The 17,244-nt window shown below is 62.9% G+C and carries 13 protein-coding genes; 5 read left to right on the forward strand and 8 right to left on the reverse strand.

The window, feature by feature from the left end:
* Window positions 1–351 precede the first annotated feature (351 nt).
* Together ACREP4_RS10945 and ACREP4_RS10950 are read right to left on the reverse strand one after the other, a co-directional pair.
* Window positions 352–996: an HAD-IA family hydrolase gene (locus tag ACREP4_RS10945; protein ID WP_431596213.1), complete on the reverse strand. Its 645-nt coding sequence runs from the start codon at window positions 994–996 to the stop codon at window positions 352–354.
* 58 nt (window positions 997–1,054) lie between these two features.
* Window positions 1,055–2,233: a phosphoglycerate kinase gene (locus ACREP4_RS10950; protein WP_431596214.1), complete on the reverse strand. Its 1,179-nt coding sequence runs from the start codon at window positions 2,231–2,233 to the stop codon at window positions 1,055–1,057.
* 82 nt (window positions 2,234–2,315) lie between these two features.
* On the opposite strand from ACREP4_RS10950, the gene ACREP4_RS10955 reads away from it, so the two are divergent.
* A complete protein-coding gene (locus ACREP4_RS10955) occupies window positions 2,316–2,873 on the forward strand; it encodes a GNAT family N-acetyltransferase (RefSeq protein ID WP_431596215.1) in 558 nt (185 codons plus the stop codon).
* 75 nt (window positions 2,874–2,948) lie between these two features.
* On the opposite strand, the gene ACREP4_RS10960 is transcribed toward ACREP4_RS10955, so the two are convergent.
* The 3 genes from ACREP4_RS10960 to gap all read right to left on the reverse strand — a co-directional run bounded on the left by ACREP4_RS10960 (window position 2,949) and on the right by gap (window position 8,374).
* Window positions 2,949–4,334, reverse strand: coding sequence for a DUF3999 family protein (locus ACREP4_RS10960; protein WP_431596216.1), 1,386 nt, complete (start codon window positions 4,332–4,334; stop codon window positions 2,949–2,951).
* A complete protein-coding gene (locus tag ACREP4_RS10965) occupies window positions 4,331–7,054 on the reverse strand; it encodes a DUF2339 domain-containing protein (protein WP_431596217.1) in 2,724 nt (907 codons plus the stop codon). Before ACREP4_RS10965 ends, ACREP4_RS10960 begins: the two co-directional genes overlap by 4 nt.
* 318 nt (window positions 7,055–7,372) lie before the next feature.
* Entirely contained in the window at window positions 7,373–8,374 is a 1,002-nt protein-coding gene (gap, locus tag ACREP4_RS10970; RefSeq protein WP_431596218.1) for a type I glyceraldehyde-3-phosphate dehydrogenase, read from the reverse strand.
* Window positions 8,375–8,583: 209 nt separating this feature from the next.
* Here gap and ACREP4_RS10975 point away from each other — a divergent pair, with 209 nt between their 5' ends.
* Window positions 8,584–9,228, forward strand: a complete 645-nt coding sequence (locus tag ACREP4_RS10975) for an OmpW/AlkL family protein (RefSeq protein WP_431596219.1) — start codon at window positions 8,584–8,586, stop codon at window positions 9,226–9,228.
* Window positions 9,229–9,344: 116 nt separating this feature from the next.
* A complete protein-coding gene (locus ACREP4_RS10980; protein ID WP_431596220.1) occupies window positions 9,345–10,169 on the forward strand; it encodes a S1/P1 nuclease in 825 nt (274 codons plus the stop codon).
* A gap of 60 nt (window positions 10,170–10,229) precedes the next feature.
* On the opposite strand, the gene ACREP4_RS10985 is transcribed toward ACREP4_RS10980, so the two are convergent.
* The 3 genes from ACREP4_RS10985 to ACREP4_RS10995 form a co-directional block, all read right to left on the reverse strand.
* Window positions 10,230–10,739 (reverse strand): hypothetical protein, encoded by a 510-nt coding sequence (locus ACREP4_RS10985; RefSeq protein ID WP_431596221.1) that lies wholly within the window; start codon window positions 10,737–10,739, stop codon window positions 10,230–10,232.
* 116 nt (window positions 10,740–10,855) lie between these two features.
* Window positions 10,856–12,430: a TonB family protein gene (locus tag ACREP4_RS10990; RefSeq protein WP_431596222.1), complete on the reverse strand. Its 1,575-nt coding sequence runs from the start codon at window positions 12,428–12,430 to the stop codon at window positions 10,856–10,858.
* Window positions 12,417–12,788, reverse strand: a complete 372-nt coding sequence (locus ACREP4_RS10995; RefSeq protein ID WP_431596468.1) for a BlaI/MecI/CopY family transcriptional regulator — start codon at window positions 12,786–12,788, stop codon at window positions 12,417–12,419. The genes ACREP4_RS10990 and ACREP4_RS10995 overlap by 14 nt, the downstream gene beginning before the upstream one ends.
* A 120-nt stretch (window positions 12,789–12,908) precedes the next feature.
* Between ACREP4_RS10995 and ACREP4_RS11000 the strand changes: the two genes are divergently transcribed.
* Together ACREP4_RS11000 and ACREP4_RS11005 are read left to right on the forward strand one after the other, a co-directional pair.
* Window positions 12,909–14,864, forward strand: a complete 1,956-nt coding sequence (locus ACREP4_RS11000; protein ID WP_431596223.1) for an acetyl-CoA hydrolase/transferase C-terminal domain-containing protein — start codon at window positions 12,909–12,911, stop codon at window positions 14,862–14,864.
* 611 nt (window positions 14,865–15,475) lie between these two features.
* The gene (locus ACREP4_RS11005) at window positions 15,476–17,206 is read left to right on the forward strand and encodes a M10 family metallopeptidase C-terminal domain-containing protein (RefSeq protein ID WP_431596224.1); all 1,731 of its coding nucleotides are present in this window, start codon (window positions 15,476–15,478) and stop codon (window positions 17,204–17,206) included.
* The last annotated feature ends 38 nt before the right edge of the window (window positions 17,207–17,244 follow it).

Here is a 17,244-nt window from a genome sequence, read left to right on the forward strand (position 1 = left end):
CAGTGCGGACAGACTGTCTGGACATACCGTACGGTATGACAACGCGGGACCTACCGCTGACTTGCCTAGGTCAACCAGCAAGGGGAATGGCTCAGCACGCGAAGGTTGCTGCTGCGTGTTGGCTTGAGGGGAACTTTTGCTGCTTTGCAGCAGGCTAACTTGGCAGTGGAGACAGGCCGAGGACATCGGGTGACAAGTGACGCGTGACCGGCGCGAACGCCAGGGGCTTTCCCCGAGAACCCTTCAGATCGTCATTCCCGCGCAGGCGGGAATGACGAATTGAAATTTTGCTGAGGCCTGACTGCGCCGTGGCTCCGGATGCCAGAGCCACACGAAGACGAAGCCCTTCAATCAACCACGCAACAGCGCAGTCAGCGCTTCCGGCGTCGACGCCAACGCGCCAGCGCCGGCAGCCTGCAACTCTTCACGACCACCAAACCCCCACAACACACCAACATTGCGCATGCCGTGATGGCGCGCGCCTTCGATATCCATGCGGCGGTCGCCGATCATCCAGCACTGCGCCGGCTGCAATGACAGCCGTTGCAGCGCCTCGGCAATCAGCTCCGGCTTGTTGCTGCGTGAGCCGTCCTCGGTGGCGCCAATCACATCCTCGAAGCAGTTGCCGAACGGCAGATGCTCGACGATGCGACGTGCGTGCGGCTCGTTCTTGGCGGTGACCACCGCCAGGCGATGCCCGGCGGCGTGCAGGCCCTGCACCACCTCGCCGATACCGGCGTAGATGTCGTGCTCCTGCCAGCCAATCACCTCGAACCGTTCGCGGTACAACGCGACTGCCTGCTCCACTTGCTGCGCATCGCCCAACAGCGGCGTGAAGCTGGTGCGCAGCGACGGGCCAATCCACTTGCGCAGTTCGACCATCGGCGGCACCGGCTGCTGCAGCGTTTCCAGTGCATACGCTACGCAGCTGGTGATGCCGACTGCCGAGTCAATCAGCGTGCCGTCGAGGTCGAAGAAAAAGACATCACGGCTCATGCAGCATTCTCACGATCTGTCGTGAGCGATGAAGCGCAACCGATTCGCGAGGACGTTCTCACGCGCCGCGGGCCTCCAGCGCTGCCACCGCCGGCAAGGCCTTGCCTTCCAGGAACTCCAGGAACGCGCCACCGCCGGTGGAGATGTAGCTCACCTGCTTGGCGATGCCGTACTTGTCGACTGCGGCCAGCGTGTCGCCACCGCCGGCAATGGAGAACGCATTGGAACCGGCGATGGCGCGGGCCAGTGCTTCGGTGCCCTTGCCGAAGGCGTCGAACTCGAACACACCGACCGGGCCGTTCCACACCACGGTGCCGGCGTTGGCGATCATCTCGGCGTAGCGCGCAGCGGTCTGCGGGCCGATATCGAGAATCATGTCGTCCGCTTCAACCGCATCCACCGCCTTGATTGTGGCCGGCGCGTCAGCGGCGAAAGCCGGGGCGACAACCACATCGGTCGGCAGCGGAATTTCAGCGCCGCGCGCCTTGGCGTCGGCGTCAATCTTGCGTGCAGTGTCGAGCAGATCGTTTTCGACCAGCGACTTGCCGACGCCGTGGCCTTCGGCCGCGATGAAGGTGTTGGCGATACCGCCACCGACGATCAGCTGGTCGACCTTGCTGACCAGACTGGACAGCAGTTCCAGCTTGGTCGACACCTTGGAGCCCGCCACAATCGCCAGCAGCGGGCGCGCCGGATTGGCCAGCGCCTTGTCCAGTGCATCCAGCTCGGCCATCAGCAGCGGGCCACCGGCCGCAACCGGCGCGAAGCGGATCACGCCGTGGGTGGACGCCTGTGCGCGGTGTGCGGTGCCGAAGGCATCCATCACGAACACGTCGCACAGCGCGGCGTACTTTTTCGACAGTGCTTCGTCGTCCTTGCCCTCGCCCACGTTCATGCGGCAGTTTTCCAGCAGCACGATCTTGCCCGGGGCTACGTCAACACCGTCCACCCAGTCCTTGACCAGCGGCACGTCCACGCCCAACAGCTCGGACAGGCGCTTGGCGACCGGTGCCAGCGAGTCCGCTTCGCTCCAGACGCCTTCCTTCGGGCGGCCCAGGTGCGAGGTGACCAGCACGGCCGCACCCTTTTCCAGCGCCAGCTTCAGGGTCGGCAGCGACGCGGTAATGCGCTGCTCGGAGGTGATCTTGCCGGTATCGTCGATCGGCACATTCAGATCCTGGCGGATCAATACACGCTTGCCGGAAAGGTCGAGGTCGGTCATACGAACGATGGACATGGCAGGATCAGCTCCGCTGGGGTGGGAATCGGCCATTTTCGCCCGCCCCGCCAACCGGGGCAAACCCAGGGATTATTTGCTGATGCAACCACGCCTTTCCCAACCCGAACTGCACAGCGCGCGCCTGCGCCTGCGCGAAGTGCGTAGCGACGACACCCGCGCGCTGTTCGCCATCCATTCCGACCCGCAGGTGATGCGCTACTGGAGTTATCCGGCCTGGACCGGGCTGGCGCAGGCGGTGGACAAGGTGGCTGATATCCAGCGCCAGCGCCGTGAGCAGGACATTCTGGTCTGGGCGATTGCCGACGCCGCCAGCGACCGCTTGATCGGCACCAGCGCGGTATTTGCGCTGGACCAGAATCAGGGCCGCGCCGAAATCGGCTACAGCCTGCACCCGGATTGGCAGGGTCGCGGGCTGGCCAGCGAAGCACTGCGGCTGATTCTTGGGTATCTGTTCGACACGCTGCAGCTGCGCCGCGTGGAAGCCGATGCCGACCCCCGCAACGAGGCCTCGTGCCGCCTGTTAGAAAAGCTGGGCTTCGTCCGCGAAGGCCTGCTGCGCGAGCGCTGGCACGTCAACGGCGAAATCTGCGATACCGCGTTTTACGGGTTGTTGCGGAAGGACTTCAAAGCAAGCTGACGTTGTAGAGCGGAGCCATGCTCCGCTGAGGCGTTGCCGGTGGAGCTCCTCTGCCGAGCATGGCTCGGCACTCCTTCAGGTTTCTTTTTTATCCGGGCGCTGGCTACGCAGCAGACTGAAAGCAAACCCCGCTACTGCCGCTGCGCCCAGCACCAAAATCACCCACAGCAGCACGTTCTTCCAATCGCGCGGCGCCTTGGTCGGTTGATACGCCGCGTCACCGGCGCGCGCTGCGCTGGCGCCCAGCGTGGCAACCGCCGGCTGCCAGTGCGCGCCGTTGCGGGCACGCAGCGCATCCAGCATCGGATCGAGCGCCGCTTGCGTATCGGCCATATTGGCACTGCCGGCAACCAGCAGATACGGCGCGCGCCCCTGCGCCAGAAACACCACGCTGCCGGGCCGGTAACCCAAGCGCAGCAGCGGTGCTTCCGAGGGCACGGAACCCGGTTCGGCGAGCAAACGCCATTGGCGATCGGTGATGATTCCAGAGGTCTCCAGCGGGGCCGAACGCTGCTGCTTGCCCGCCTCGCTCAGACTCCAGGCATTCCAACCACGCGTCAGCAGCTGCCAATCCGGCGTGCTGCCGTCAGCACCGGGACGGTCCGCGTCGCGACTGAAAACGCTCCAGCTCACGGCGCTGTTGGCCGGCATCACTACATCCAGCCGCTGAATCGGAAAGCGCCCCTGCAGCGCGTATGTGTAGCCGTCCTTTACGTTGCTGGCGGCATCGGCCTTGAGTTCTTGCCATTGCCAATCACCGGCAACCACCACGTCGGCCATCTCGCCGCGCAGACCACGCAGCGCCGGCGCGCCGCTGCGCTGCAACGGCACCAGCCGCAGGTAGCGCAGACCGGTTTCCACTTTGATGGTGTTGCTGCGCAGTTCGCGCCCCTGGTTGTTCAACTGCACCAGACGCACTTGCGGGTCCAGCACCTGCCAGCCGCGCAGATCGTCACTGCCTTCCAGCCGATAACCCAGATCCAGCGTCGCGCCTGCATCAGCCCAATCCACCGACAACGCACGCAGCTTGCCGGCGTCATCGCCCAGGTCGACCAGCCACACCGGATCGGCCGCGCCCACCGCTCCCGCGCTGGCGACAGAATTGCGAACCGACACCACCTTGCCACTGGTATCGCGCTGAACCACCACGCTCAGATCGTCATCGGCGTTGGCGGCGGTCACCGGTAGCGCAAACCACTGCAATTCCACCGTGCGCAGCGGCCCGGACAACGGCGTAGCCGCCGCATACACGACGCTCGCCACCGGCTTGCCGTCGGCATCGACCACCCGCACATCGCGCAGGTCGCGCCAATGCGCGGCGTTGTAGACCGACGCATCCAGCGACGCGCGGTAAGCGCCGGCATCCGGCTGGGATAACTGCAACGGCCATTGCGTGGCGAAATCATCGGCGGCCTGCGCACTCAACGGCAGCAGGGCCAACCACAGCAGACGCTTGATCATGCGGACGCTTCCTCATTGTTGTTCTGGATGGCCGCTGCGCGACGCGGCGGTGCCGGCGCCAGCCAGCCCACCAACGTACACAGCAGGCCGTAAGCGATGAAGGCACCGATGCCGAGCAGGTCGCCCAGATTGCCGCGATCAATCAGCAGCAGTTTGGCCAACACCACGCCCATCAAAATCGCGCCGGCCAACCAAAGCTCCCATTGCCCACGGCGCGAGCCGGATACCCAACCAACCACACCGAGCAGGCTCCACACCACGGTCAGACTGGTCTGCGCCAACTGCGTGCCCAACAGGCTTTCATTCCACGGTTCGCCGCCCCAATGGTGCACGGCACGCAAGGTCATCACCGTGACCAGCACCAACGCAGCGACGGCCATGCCCACCCATTGCATCGGCGGGACACGCTCGCCGCGCCCCTCCCACAGGCGCATCGCCATCAACACCAGCACGGCGATCTCGGCCAACTCCAGCGGATTGAACAGCACGATCCACGGCAACGGTGCGGCACTGCCCGCACTCGCCAGCGAGGTCAGCCACCACAAACCCAGTGCGCCGAATACCGCGGCCTGCAATGCGGTCCGGTAGCGATCAAACGCCGCACCCAACGGTTGCAACAGCCACGCCCAATGCCGCATCGACAACACCGCCACCAGCAGCCACGGCAGTGCCAGCAGCAAGCCGACCCATCCTTCGGCAAGCGTGAAGCGCTCGCCGATGTACCACGCCAGCTGCGACAACACCGTCGGCCACAACAGCAGCCACGCCAGCTGCGCCAAGCCCGCAATCGCGCCGCTACCAGCACGCAGGCACAACAGGCTGCGCAAGCCCAACACCGCGAACAGCGGCCATGCCCAGATGCCATGACCGGCGAATGGCTGGCCGTATTCGGATACCTGCAGGAACGCCAGCGGGAACGCCAGCACCAGACAGCCCAAGGTGGTCAGCGACAACGCCAATGCAGGCGCGCGACGCTGCACTTCAGCCGCCAGCCAACCGGTCACGCCCAGCATCACCAGCACCGCATGCAGGCGGCTGCCGACGGCAACAAAGTCACCGATTTCCATGGTGAGATTGCCCAGCCACCAGGCCAGGCCCCACACATACGCCGCAGTAGCGATCTGCAACTTGCCGATGCCGCGATACAACCACGCCGTGGCGAAGCCGGCCAAGGCAATCAGCAAGGCGCCCATGAACGCCGCATTGGCAATCGCCACCGCGCCGCCATGCAGCGAGCGGCTACTGCCGATCAGCAACGCCACGGCTGCGGCCACCTGCAGACCAATACCGGTCCAACGCGCGAGGCGGCGATTCTGCATCAAGCCCAGCCAGACCAAGCCGGCGCCTTCCAACGCGAAGACCGATGCGGTGGCACGCGCCGACAACGCCAACGGCACCGCCAGCGTGGCAAAGCCCACGGCGAGAATGGCGTAGCCGCGCGCCAGCACATCCAGCCGCTCCTTGTTGATCAACGCACGCGCCAGCACCGCGTACAACACCGCCACGCCCAACGCGCACAGCGCCAGCGGCATGCGCTCGCCTTCCAACAACGCCGCCTGCAGGCTGAAGGCAATCAGCGGCGTGCCGAACAGCAGGCAGCCGTCGATACGTGCACTGCCGCTTGTCGCCGCCTTGCGTGCGTACAGCAATGGCAGCAACAGATAGAACACGAAGAACAGCACCAGGAACGGCTCGGTACTACTGAACTTGGCCGGAGAGTAATCCATCACACCCCACGCCGTACCGATGCCCCAGGTGAACGCAAAGCCCAGCAGGTTGAGAATGCGCCACGGCCGTACCCAGGCAATGGCGAAGATGCCGGCGTTGAGCAGTGCGTAGTACGAGAACAGACCGACATGATTGCCGCTGTCGCTGGACAGCCAGATCGGTGCCATGAAACCGGCCAACACGCCAAGGATGGCCAAGGTGCGCGACTCCTGCAGCACCGCCATCACTGACAGGCCGGCAATCAGCACGATGCTGATCGCAAATGCGGGGCCGGCATCGATCACGCCATAGTTCTTGAACGCAGCGAACACCGTCAGCAGCAACACGCCAATGGCGCCGCCCTGTAGCGCAAGCGCGAAGGTGCGGTGGCTCTCGCGCTTGCGCCACGCAAACACCAAGCCAGCCAATGCAGCGGCGCTGATCGCCGCCAACCGAAACTCGATCGGCATGCTCAACCAGCCTTGGTCGCTGGCGTACTTCAACAACGCCGCGACGCCGGCCAGCAGCACCAGCATGCCGACCTTGACCGGCACATTGCCGCTGGTGAACCACTGTTTGACGTGCGCGATGGCGCGTTCAACGACGTTCGGCTCGGCCGGTTCCGGCTGGCTCCATGCCTGCGGCTGACGCGGCGCGGCCGGCGCTTCGGTACGAGCGGGAACAGGCCGGGTTGGTGTCGGCAAGGGCGGCAGCGGCGGCGTTGCGCTGACTGGCACGGAAGGTGGCGCTGACGTTGGCGCTTGCGGTTCTTCAGCCCGTGGTTGCGGCACCACGGGCGCAGCGCGCGGCGCCGACTCGCGCCATGTTTCAGGCGGTGCGGCTACCGTCTCGGCGGGTGCCGCTCTGCGCTGAGGCTGCGCGATGGACGCTTCCAGCACAGACACCCGGCGCTTCAGCGATGCCACCTGCAGCAGCGCCATCACCAGCAATACCGGCACCACCAGCACGGCAGCGAGCAGCAGCAACCCCCAAAACACCAACGAGTCGTCCATTTTCCGTCCTTGTCCCCATCGGGGTGCCGCACCACCTTATCCACGCGCGATGGAAACGCAAGCTGCCGGCAGACCGCCAGCGGACGTCCTTGGCGGGCCCGGCGATGTGCGCCGGCAACAACCGTCCAGGCACCTCTCCGTAGGCTGGGATGAAGCGCAGCGCAATCCCAGCATCCCCGACCGCATCAAGCGGTAGTGCCGAGCCAAGCTCGGCAAGGCTTTACCGGCCAGGCCCCAGCGGAGCAAGGTTCCGCTCTGCTGAGCAACAAAAAAAGGGCGCCCTCAAGGCGCCCTTTCTTCATTCATGCAGCCTGCGAATCAGGCAGCAACAACGCGCACCATTTCCAGGCACTTGTTGGAATAGCCCCACTCGTTGTCGTACCAGCTGACCAGCTTGACGAAGGTGCTGTCCAGGGCGATACCGGCTTCGGCATCGAACACCGAGGTGTGGGTCTCGCCGCGGAAATCGGTGGCCACCACCTTGTCTTCGGTGTAACCCAGGATGCCCTTCAGCGCGCCTTCGCTCTGTGCCTTCACTTCGGCGCAGATCTCGGCGTAGGTGGCTTCCTTCTCCAGCTCGACGGTCAGATCGACCACCGACACGTCCGAGGTCGGCACACGGAAGCTCATGCCGGTGAGCTTCTTGTTCAATTCCGGAATCACCACGCCCACGGCCTTTGCAGCGCCGGTGGAGGACGGAATGATGTTTTCCAGGATGCCGCGGCCGCCGCGCCAATCCTTGTTGGACGGGCCATCGACAGTCTTCTGCGTGGCAGTAGCCGCATGCACGGTGGTCATCAGGCCGCGCTTGATGCCCCACTTGTCGTTGATGACCTTGGCCAGCGGGGCCAGGCAGTTGGTGGTGCACGAAGCGTTGGAGACGATGGCCTGACCGGCGTAGGTCTTGTGGTTGACGCCGAACACGAACATCGGCGTGTCGTCCTTGGACGGAGCCGACAGGATCACCTTCTTGGCGCCGGCATCGATGTGCTTCTGCGCCGCTTCCTTGGTCAGGAACAGGCCGGTGGATTCGATGACCACGTCAACGCCTACTTCGTCCCACTTCAGGTTGGACGGATCGCGTTCCTGGGTCAGGCGGATCTTCTTGCCATTGACCACCAGGTCATTGCCATCAACGGCCACATCGGCCTTGAAGCGGCCATGCACCGAGTCGTACTTGAGCATGTAGGCCAGGTAATCCGGCTCCAGCAGATCGTTGATGGCCACGATCTCGATGTCGTTGCCGAAGTTCAGCACTGCCGAACGCAGCACGTTGCGCCCGATGCGCCCGAAACCGTTGATGCCGACCTTGATTGCCATGTTCACAAGCTCCTGCAGCCGCAAACCCGTTGCGGCGGGGTGGAAAGGGGCCGCCATTCTAACAGCACAGCCCGCCCTCACCGCCCTTGCCCAACGCCAGCGCGACTGACTGTCCGCTGAGCGCAAACGCTTGTTTGATCAGGATCAAAGCGGCTTTCGAGTCGCGCCGGGACACTGGCGCCACCTCCACCACGTAACGGAATTACAACATGCGCAAGACTTCCGCCCTGTTGCTCTCCGGCCTGGCTGCCGCCATGGCCCTGGCCGCCGCTCCCGCCATGGCTCAGTCCAAGGGCGACTGGACCTTGGGCGTCGGCGTACACGCCGTCGATCCAAAGTCCGATGCAGGCGATCTGAATGGCTCGGCCCTGGGCCTGGGCGCCCTGCCGACCAAGGTCGACAGCAGCGTCCGCCCGACCGTCACCTTTGAATACTTCGTCGCCGACAACGTGGGCGTTGAAGTGCTGGCCGCGCTGCCGTTCAAGCACGAAATCAGCATCAATGGCGTCGGCAAGGTCGGCGAAACCAAGCAGCTGCCGCCGGTCGTCTCGCTGCAGTACCACTTCACCAACAGCAGCAAGATCACCCCGTTTGTCGGCCTGGGCGTGAACTACACCAAGTTCTTCAGCACCGACAGCAAGGGCGCCCTCGCCGGCACCAAGCTGAAGCTGGAAGACTCCTGGGGCCTGGCCGCGCATGCGGGCATGGACATCGCGCTGAGCGACAAGGGCGCACTGCGTCTGGACATGCGCTGGGCTGACATCGACACCAAGGTCAAGGTCAACGGCGCCAATCTGGGCACCGCCAAGATCGACCCGCTGGTCTACGGCATGGCGTACGTCTTCAAGTTCTGAGCCCTGCGGTAACGCTGTAGCGCGACGACACCACCGCACCCCCGGCGTTCCCGGCGGGTGCGGTTTCGCCATATGCGGCATGCAAACACGCGCACCAGTGCCGCTAGAATGCGGCGATGAAAACGTTTTCTCTCCGATCATTGCAGTTGCTGCTGGTTGCTGCCTGCTCCACCGCGCTCCTCCCCGGCCAAGCGTTGGCGTGGGGCGCGCAAGGCCACCGACTCGTAGCGCGCATCGCCGACCCTCTGTTGGACCCGCAGGCCAAGGCCGAAATCCAGCACCTGCTCGCCGCCGAGCCCGGCGCCACGCTGGACAGCATCGCCCCGTGGGCCGATCAGCTGCGTGCGCAGGACCCCAGCCTGGGCAAGCGCTCGGCCAGCTGGCACTACATCAACATGGGCGAAGACGACTGCGTGTATGTGCAACCCACGCAGTGCCCGGACGGCAAATGCGTGGTCGAGGCGCTCAAGACGCAATCCGCGCTGCTTGCCGATCGCAGCAACACCAACGCCGCACGCCTGCAGGCGCTGAAGTTTGTGGTCCACCTGATGGGCGACATCCACCAGCCGATGCACGCCGGCTACGGCCACGACCGTGGCGGCAACACCCACCAGCTGCAGTTCGACGGGCGCGGCACCAACCTGCATTCACTGTGGGACAGCGGCATGTTCTATGCCCAAGGCCGCAACGACGAGCAGTTCCTGCAACAGCTGCTCGCCCTGCCCGCACCTGCAGGCGTGAGCCGTCCCGATCTGCAAGGCGATGCGCCGCACTGGGCCGTGGAGTCCTGCCATATCGCCATGCGCCCGGGCGTCTATCCGGACACGCGCAAGCTGGACGAGCAATATGCAGATACCTGGCGGCCCGTGGCTGAAGCGCAGGTCCGCCTGGCTGGCGAACGGCTGGCAGTACTGCTGAACCAGCTACTCGACCGTCCCTGATCTGCCGCGCCGACGAAGGGGTTCAGTCCTTCGTCGGCGCAGCTCAACGCCACGGATACTTCAGCGTAGACCACTCTGGCTTCGCACCCGTGCTTCGCCTTTCACCACTTCAAAGGTGAAGGCGTACAACAACGTCACCGGCACGTCTTCCACCTGCATTGCACCCGCGCAATTGCCTTGTTCCATAGGCGCGGTTCCCGGCGCGAAACGGCAGATGGCCGCCGGCTGAAACGTCCACTGCCCGGCCGCTGCAATCGAGGCCTGCAGCAATGCGGCGTGCTCCGGCTCGCGTCCCACCTCGCAGCTGGCATGCTCCAGCAGCGGCTCTACCCGCTCAACCTGCCCATCTGCCGCAATGATCACGCGGACGCACAGTGTTGTCGGCGGCAGCGTTTGCCGCGCGTAGTCTGCAGGCACGATTGGTTGCGCGGACTGCACTGCCACCGGCATGCGAAAGGTTTCGCTCGCGGCCATCGTGTAGGCCTGGATCGCGCCGGCTGCGCCGCCGTTGCTTTCGGGCGTGAGCAATCGCTGGCCGACGTTGTAGCGATTGTCGGGATCATCGATCACTGGCGTCGTGCTTGCGCAGCCGGCCACTGTTGCCGCCACAAGCACTGCGATTCCGGCGCGCGCACCAGGCCAGCTGGCGCGGCGGCCAACTGACGAAAGCAAGCGCAGCGTCCCACTCAAGACGTCACGTCCGTCGTTTCCGTCTCGGTCTTGTCCATATCGAAACGCACCGGCACGCGCACCTGCCCGGCTACCGCTTTCCCATCCTTGCTGCCGGGATTCAAGGTCCAGCCACGCGCAGCGTCAACCGCTGCCGCATCCAGATCGGCATGACCGGAACTGCGGTCAACCACCACACCGGTCACTGCACCGTCAGCGGCCACATCGATCTTCAACCACACTTCGCCGGTGTGCATGCTCGGCGGGTAACGCGGCGGCGACATCGTCGCGAAGCTGGGAATGCTGGCGGGCGTGGCTTCTGGCTCGACGGAAATACGCCCCTTGCCTGCAGCGGCGTGCTGTTGAACGGACGTTGCGGGCGAAACCTGCAACATCACGTCAAGCACCGAATGGCCGCCGGCGTTGGACACTTTCACCTGCGCGGATTTTTCAGTGGCAATCAGCAGGATCGGGCGTGATGCCACCACACCATCCGCTTTCAGTTCGCCGCTCAAACGTAGCTGCCCCGCATCTGCGGCTTCCAACATGAACTCCGCATTCCAGGTCACGCCCTTACCGGATTGCAACGTGAACGCAAAGGGCTGACCGAGATGCTCGCGAATCTGGAATTGCTGCCGCTCACCATCCGCATCCACTTCAAGTGTGATGGCATGCAACGCACCGACAGGCGCCGCCTGCAGCGTGGCCGGCTGCGCTGCCCATGCGGCATAACCCAGCCCGGACGACATCGCTACCGACAACAGGCCCATCATCAACCACTGCTTCTTACCCGGAACCGGACGCTTCAACATGGCAATACGCTCCTTCAATGGATGTTGGTTCTGCCAATGGCAACCCACCGGCAACGGGGACAACGCCAAGCCGGTCTTGAGCATTGCGTTGCCATAACTCCGGCGCGCGCCACCCATGCGGGCGACAACGCGTTCATCGCATGACAATTCCTGATCCTCACGGCAGCGACGCAACGCAAACGGCAGCAGTGGATTGAACCAATGCATGCATTGCATCAACGCCAGCAGTGCATTGACGACAATGTCGCCGCGCTGCACGTGCACCTGCTCATGCAACACCACAAGCTGCTGTTCTTCTGGCGTGTAGCGCTGCTCGAAACCGGAAGGCAACACGATTCGCGGCCGCCATAGCTGCACCACCGCGGGCAAACCCGCGACCGCCTGCGCCTGCCAGAAGCCGTCGGCCCGACGTTCCACGCGACCGAGCCCGCGCACGAAACGCCGCTGCTGTCGCGTCAACCCAATCGCCGTCAACAATGCACCGCATGCCCAGATACCGGCGGCTAGCAGCGGCCACATCGGTAGCGACTGCAGCGGCTCTACAAGTACCGCACCAATTCGTGGCGCCATGCCAACGGCATCCATCGCAGTGACAACAACACGTGGCGCAGGCAACATCACCGCGAGCGCGGTCACCGGCACCGCCAACCACAGCAGATAGGCCGCGCTCGCGCCGAGCCACTGGCGCACCGACCGGCGCAGCAACATCACCAGCACCATCGCCGCACTCGAAGCCAGCGCCGTCGCCAACAGCGCACGAAGAAGTTCAGTGCTGCTCATCATCAAGCGTCTCCAGCAGTTTGCGCAGCTCGGCCACATCATCGCGGGTGAGTTTCTGGTGCTGGCTGAAATGCGCCACCAGCGGCGCAACACGGCCGTCGAACAAGCGATCAATCAGGCTGCTGCTTTCCTCCAGCACCCAAGCGTCACGTTCAACCAAGGGCGAGTACAGATAGCGACGGCCATCCTTCTCTGCCCCTATCGCACCCTTGTTGAGCAGGCGATTGAGCAGCGTCTTGACCGTGGCTTCGGCCCAGTCGTTGCTGCGCGGCAAGCGCGTCATCACTTCATCGGCAGAGAGCGGATGCTGCCCCCACAGCACCTGCATCACGACGGCTTCGGCCTCACTGATCTGGATCATCGTTTACGCCTGTAATTTTTTGCGATTACATAAGTAAACATTTGCACTGTCAAGTGCCTGCACAGGAGTTCAGCGCGCCCGTGCTGTAATGCCCCCACACCGCAGGAGCCGGACCCCATGCCGCACTACCTGACCGACCTTGATGCCGCCGTGGAGTGGCTGTTGACCCGCACTCAGGGCCCGCTGCGCATCGCCGCGCCGCTGGCGCTGGGCAAACCTCACCGGTTGCTCAATGCGCTGTATGCACGGATCGAAGCTGACAATTCGCGGCCCCTGCAGCTGTACACCGCGCTCTCGCTGAATCCACCACAAGCCAAGGGCGATGGCCTGGAAGCACGCTTCCTGCGGCCGTTTGTCGAGCGCCATTTCGGCAATGACTTTCCACGGCTGGCCTACGCCGACGCCATCGCCCGCGACGCGCTGCCCGCGCATGTGCAGGTGGAAGAGTTCTACATGCAGTCCGGCGCCCTGCTGGCTTCGTCGCAGGCACAGCGCAACTACACCAGCCTCAACTACACGCACGCCGCCGATGCAGTAGCACAACGTGCACCGCACGCCATCGTGCAGAAAGTGGCCTTCCGCGAAGGCAGCACACGCCTGTCGATGTCGTGCAACAACGACATCACCCAGGACACCTTGGATGCCATTTCCGCACGCGGCCTGCCGCGCCCGTTGATGATTGCCGAGGTGGATCCGCAACTGCCCTGGCTGGGTGGCAGCGCAACGGTGGAGGCCGACTTCTTCGACCTGGTGGTGGTCCCGCCGGGGCCGTATCCGCGCTTGTTCGGCCTGCCACGGCAACCGGTCAGCGACGCCGACTATGCCATCGGCTTCTACGCGAGCACCTTGGTACGCGACGGCGGCACACTGCAGATCGGCATCGGCACACTGGCCGATGCACTCAGCCACGCGCTGGTAATGCGGCACACCGAAAATGCACGCTACAGGCAGATTCTGCAGGCGTTGGACCCACAGCTTTCCGACAACCCACTTGTGCACGAGATCGGCGGTCTGGAGCCCTTCGATATCGGCTTGTACGGTTGCAGCGAGATGCTCAACGAAGGTTTCCGCGTATTGGTACAAAGCGGCGTCATCCACCGCAAGGTGCATGAAGACCTTGCCGTGATGCAGCGCCTTGCCAACGGCAGCGCCTACGGCTCCGATTACGCCACACTCGCCGCTGAAGGCGAGTATCTGCACGGGGCTTTCTATCTCGGTTCGCCGGAATTCTACGACTGGCTGCGGCATCTGCCCGAGGGCGAATGCCGCGCGATCGGTATGCGCCGCATCAGTGAGATCAATCAACTCTACGGCGGCAACGAAACACTGGAGCGACTGCAACGCCGCGATGCGCGTTTCTTCAACTCCTGCATGATCGCAAGCGCGCTGGGTGCTGCGGCTTCCGACGCACTGGAGGATGGACGTGTGGTGTCTGGTGTTGGCGGTCAATACAACTTCGTTGCGATGGCGCATGCACTGCCGGATGCGCGCAGCATTCTGATGTTCCGCGCGCTTCGCGATGACGCCGGCAAGCCACAATCCAACGTGCGTTGGAATTACGGTCACACCACGATTCCCCGCCACCTCCGCGACATCTTCGTCAACGAATACGGCATTGCCGACCTGCGCAATCGCACCGATGAAGATTGCGCCATCGCGATGACCGCAATCACTGACGCGGCCTTCCAATCTTCGCTATTGAACCAAGCCAAGGCTGCTAAAAAGGTGAGCGATGCATTCACCGCGCCAACTGCCTGGCAACGCAATCAAGCCGACATGCTTCGTGCTGCAGTAGCCCCTTTCCGCAACGACGGCAGCCTGCCCGACTACCCGCTGGGCAGCGACTTCACCCCGCTCGAACAGGAGCTGCTACGCGCATTGACCTGGCTCAAAGCCAACACGCGTACGCGTGCCGACAAACTGCGCATGGTAGTGGCTGCGCTGCGGCAATCCGCCGGCGAGAACGATGCGATGTATCTGCAGCGAATGGGCTTGGATGCACCTCAGAGCTTCGGCGAGCGGATCGAAGCCCGACTGTTGCGCCTTGCACTGGCGAAGACGTTGCGGCGCTGAAACAGCGTCGAACGTTTGCGCAGAAGAGGACGGCGACTCAACACGAAAGGCGCTCCTAGCTCTCTCAGGCACAGTCCTTCGCGCCGCTTTGATTGGACGCGCGGCCCCCTCATGCACAAGCACGTGCACAGCCGTGTTCCGTTGCAATCAATGGAAATCCACTGAATCAGCAGGAAGCGCCACCTCACGACGTAACACGCTGGGCCGTGCGCGACGTCATGGCATAGCCGCTACAGCGCGCCAAAGCGGATCGAAAATTTTTTCCATCCATTACAACTGCGACTTTCGCTTCATTGTGATAACCATCACAACCTAACTGCGACGAGAAACAAAAACAAAAGAAAATTTCCAACATTTGAGACGTATCCGGTGGCGACCCGCCATCGATAAGCCGTTCTATAGAACCACGCCATCCCTGCGGCCCCGCCGCTCAACGGAAGGCGGATTCGGCACCAACGAGGTCAACCACCTCGCAGCGAACGTCCTGGAAAGCCCGCTTCCTACCCGCGCATCGCAAGGCGGAAGCAGATCCACGACACGCGTCATTGGCTTCACGCCTGACATGAAGCAAGTACCGCTGAAGCACTCGCCCTCTCAACAGGAGAAACACCATGTCCCCTGGAATCGAAAAGACCACGCCGTCTGGTATCCACCACATCGACCAGCTGATCTCCTACCGGAAATGGACACTGGGCGAAGACCGTACGATCACTTGGACCATCACCAAGGAAGATGCGATTTTCTCCGATGAGCCGTATGGGATCAGAGGGGAGTTGCCGTACTTCCGCGCCATTTCAAACCCGATCCAGATCGCCAACATCAACAAGGCGATGGATGTCTACAACAGCATCCTTGATATCAATCTGAAGTACATCGATGAAGAGGTCGATGGTGAAGCCACGATTCGCTTCAATGGGCAGGACACCCAGTCGGACTGGACCATGGGCGGTGGCTGGGCTTATGGCCCATATGCGCAATCATTCGGTGGCGATGTATGGGCATCCTGGTATTCCGGCTACGACGTTCCTTTTACACTGCATGAAGTGGGGCATGTATTGGCCCTAGACCACCCAGGGCATGCCACGGGAGTCTACGCCCCCGGATTCACCACGCTGGAAACAGTAATGTCCTATACTGGTGGAACGAATGTCCTGATGGTGGACAAAAATGGCAACTACCTCGGTCGCGCGGAAACCGAAAGCCTCGGCATCTATGATGTCGCAGCGCTGCAATACCTGTATGGGGCAAACAACAGTCACAACGCCGGTAACACGATTTATAAGTACGACCCCAGTGCGGGTTTCTATACCACTCTCTGGGATGGCGGCGGCGAGGACACCATTGACCTCTCCAACTACAAGCACGGCTCAAACATCAATTTGACCGAAGGCAGCTACAGCTCGATCACCTACGAAGTTCCCGCCGCGATCAACATCAAGGGTATCTACACAGGCGAAAATGCAATCGGCATCGCTTATGGCGCGGTGATTGAGAATGCGATTGGAACGCAGGGTGCTGATGTCATTCATGGCAATGCGGCAACCAACAAGCTGGTCGGCGGCGCCGGGAATGATCACCTGTACGGATACGAAGGAAATGATCGTCTTGAAGGTGGGGACGGCAATGACGTTCTGGACGGCGGTATCGGTGCGGACACGATGATTGGTGGTGCGGGCAATGACATTTACTACGTCGACAACGCCGCCGACGTCGTGATTGAGGCAGTCGGCGGTGGAACCGATACCATTTACCTCTCCGTCGATTGCGTCGCGTCCAACAAGTATATGAATGTCGAGAATTTCACGGCCTCCGAGGGCGGAAATACACGGAGCATCATGGGCAATGGCCTGAACAACCTGATGATCGGAAATTCGGACGCAAACACGCTCCAGGGATGTGACGGTGATGACATTCTTGTCGGAGGAAAGGGTGATGACCGTCTTTATGGCGGCAGGGGCGACGACACCTTCATCTTCGACCGAGGCGATGGAAACGACACGATCTATTGCGGTGTAGGAACGCTCCAAGATGTCGACACCCTGTCATTCCGGAACGAAATCAGCAGCGACCAGCTATGGTTCAGTGCCGACGCAAAGCGCAAAAACCTGGTGATCAACGTCATCGGCACAAATGATTCGGTCACGGTGGCGAACTTCTTCGCCCAGCGCAAAAACATACTCGACTTCATCGACGTCGGCGACGGCAAGTCCCTCGACACCGCGAACATCGACAAGCTGGTCGATGCCATGGCGGCATTCGCGCCACCTGCGTTGGGCCAGACAAGCCTGTCCAACGCGTACCAACAAGCGCTGGCACCGGTACTCGCTGCCACCTGGGTCTAACGAGTAGATCAAATGCAGCATGCAAGCGAGGGGCCGGA

Source organism: Stenotrophomonas sp., from assembly GCF_050737575.1.
Taxonomy (GTDB): Bacteria; Pseudomonadota; Gammaproteobacteria; order Xanthomonadales; family Xanthomonadaceae; genus Stenotrophomonas.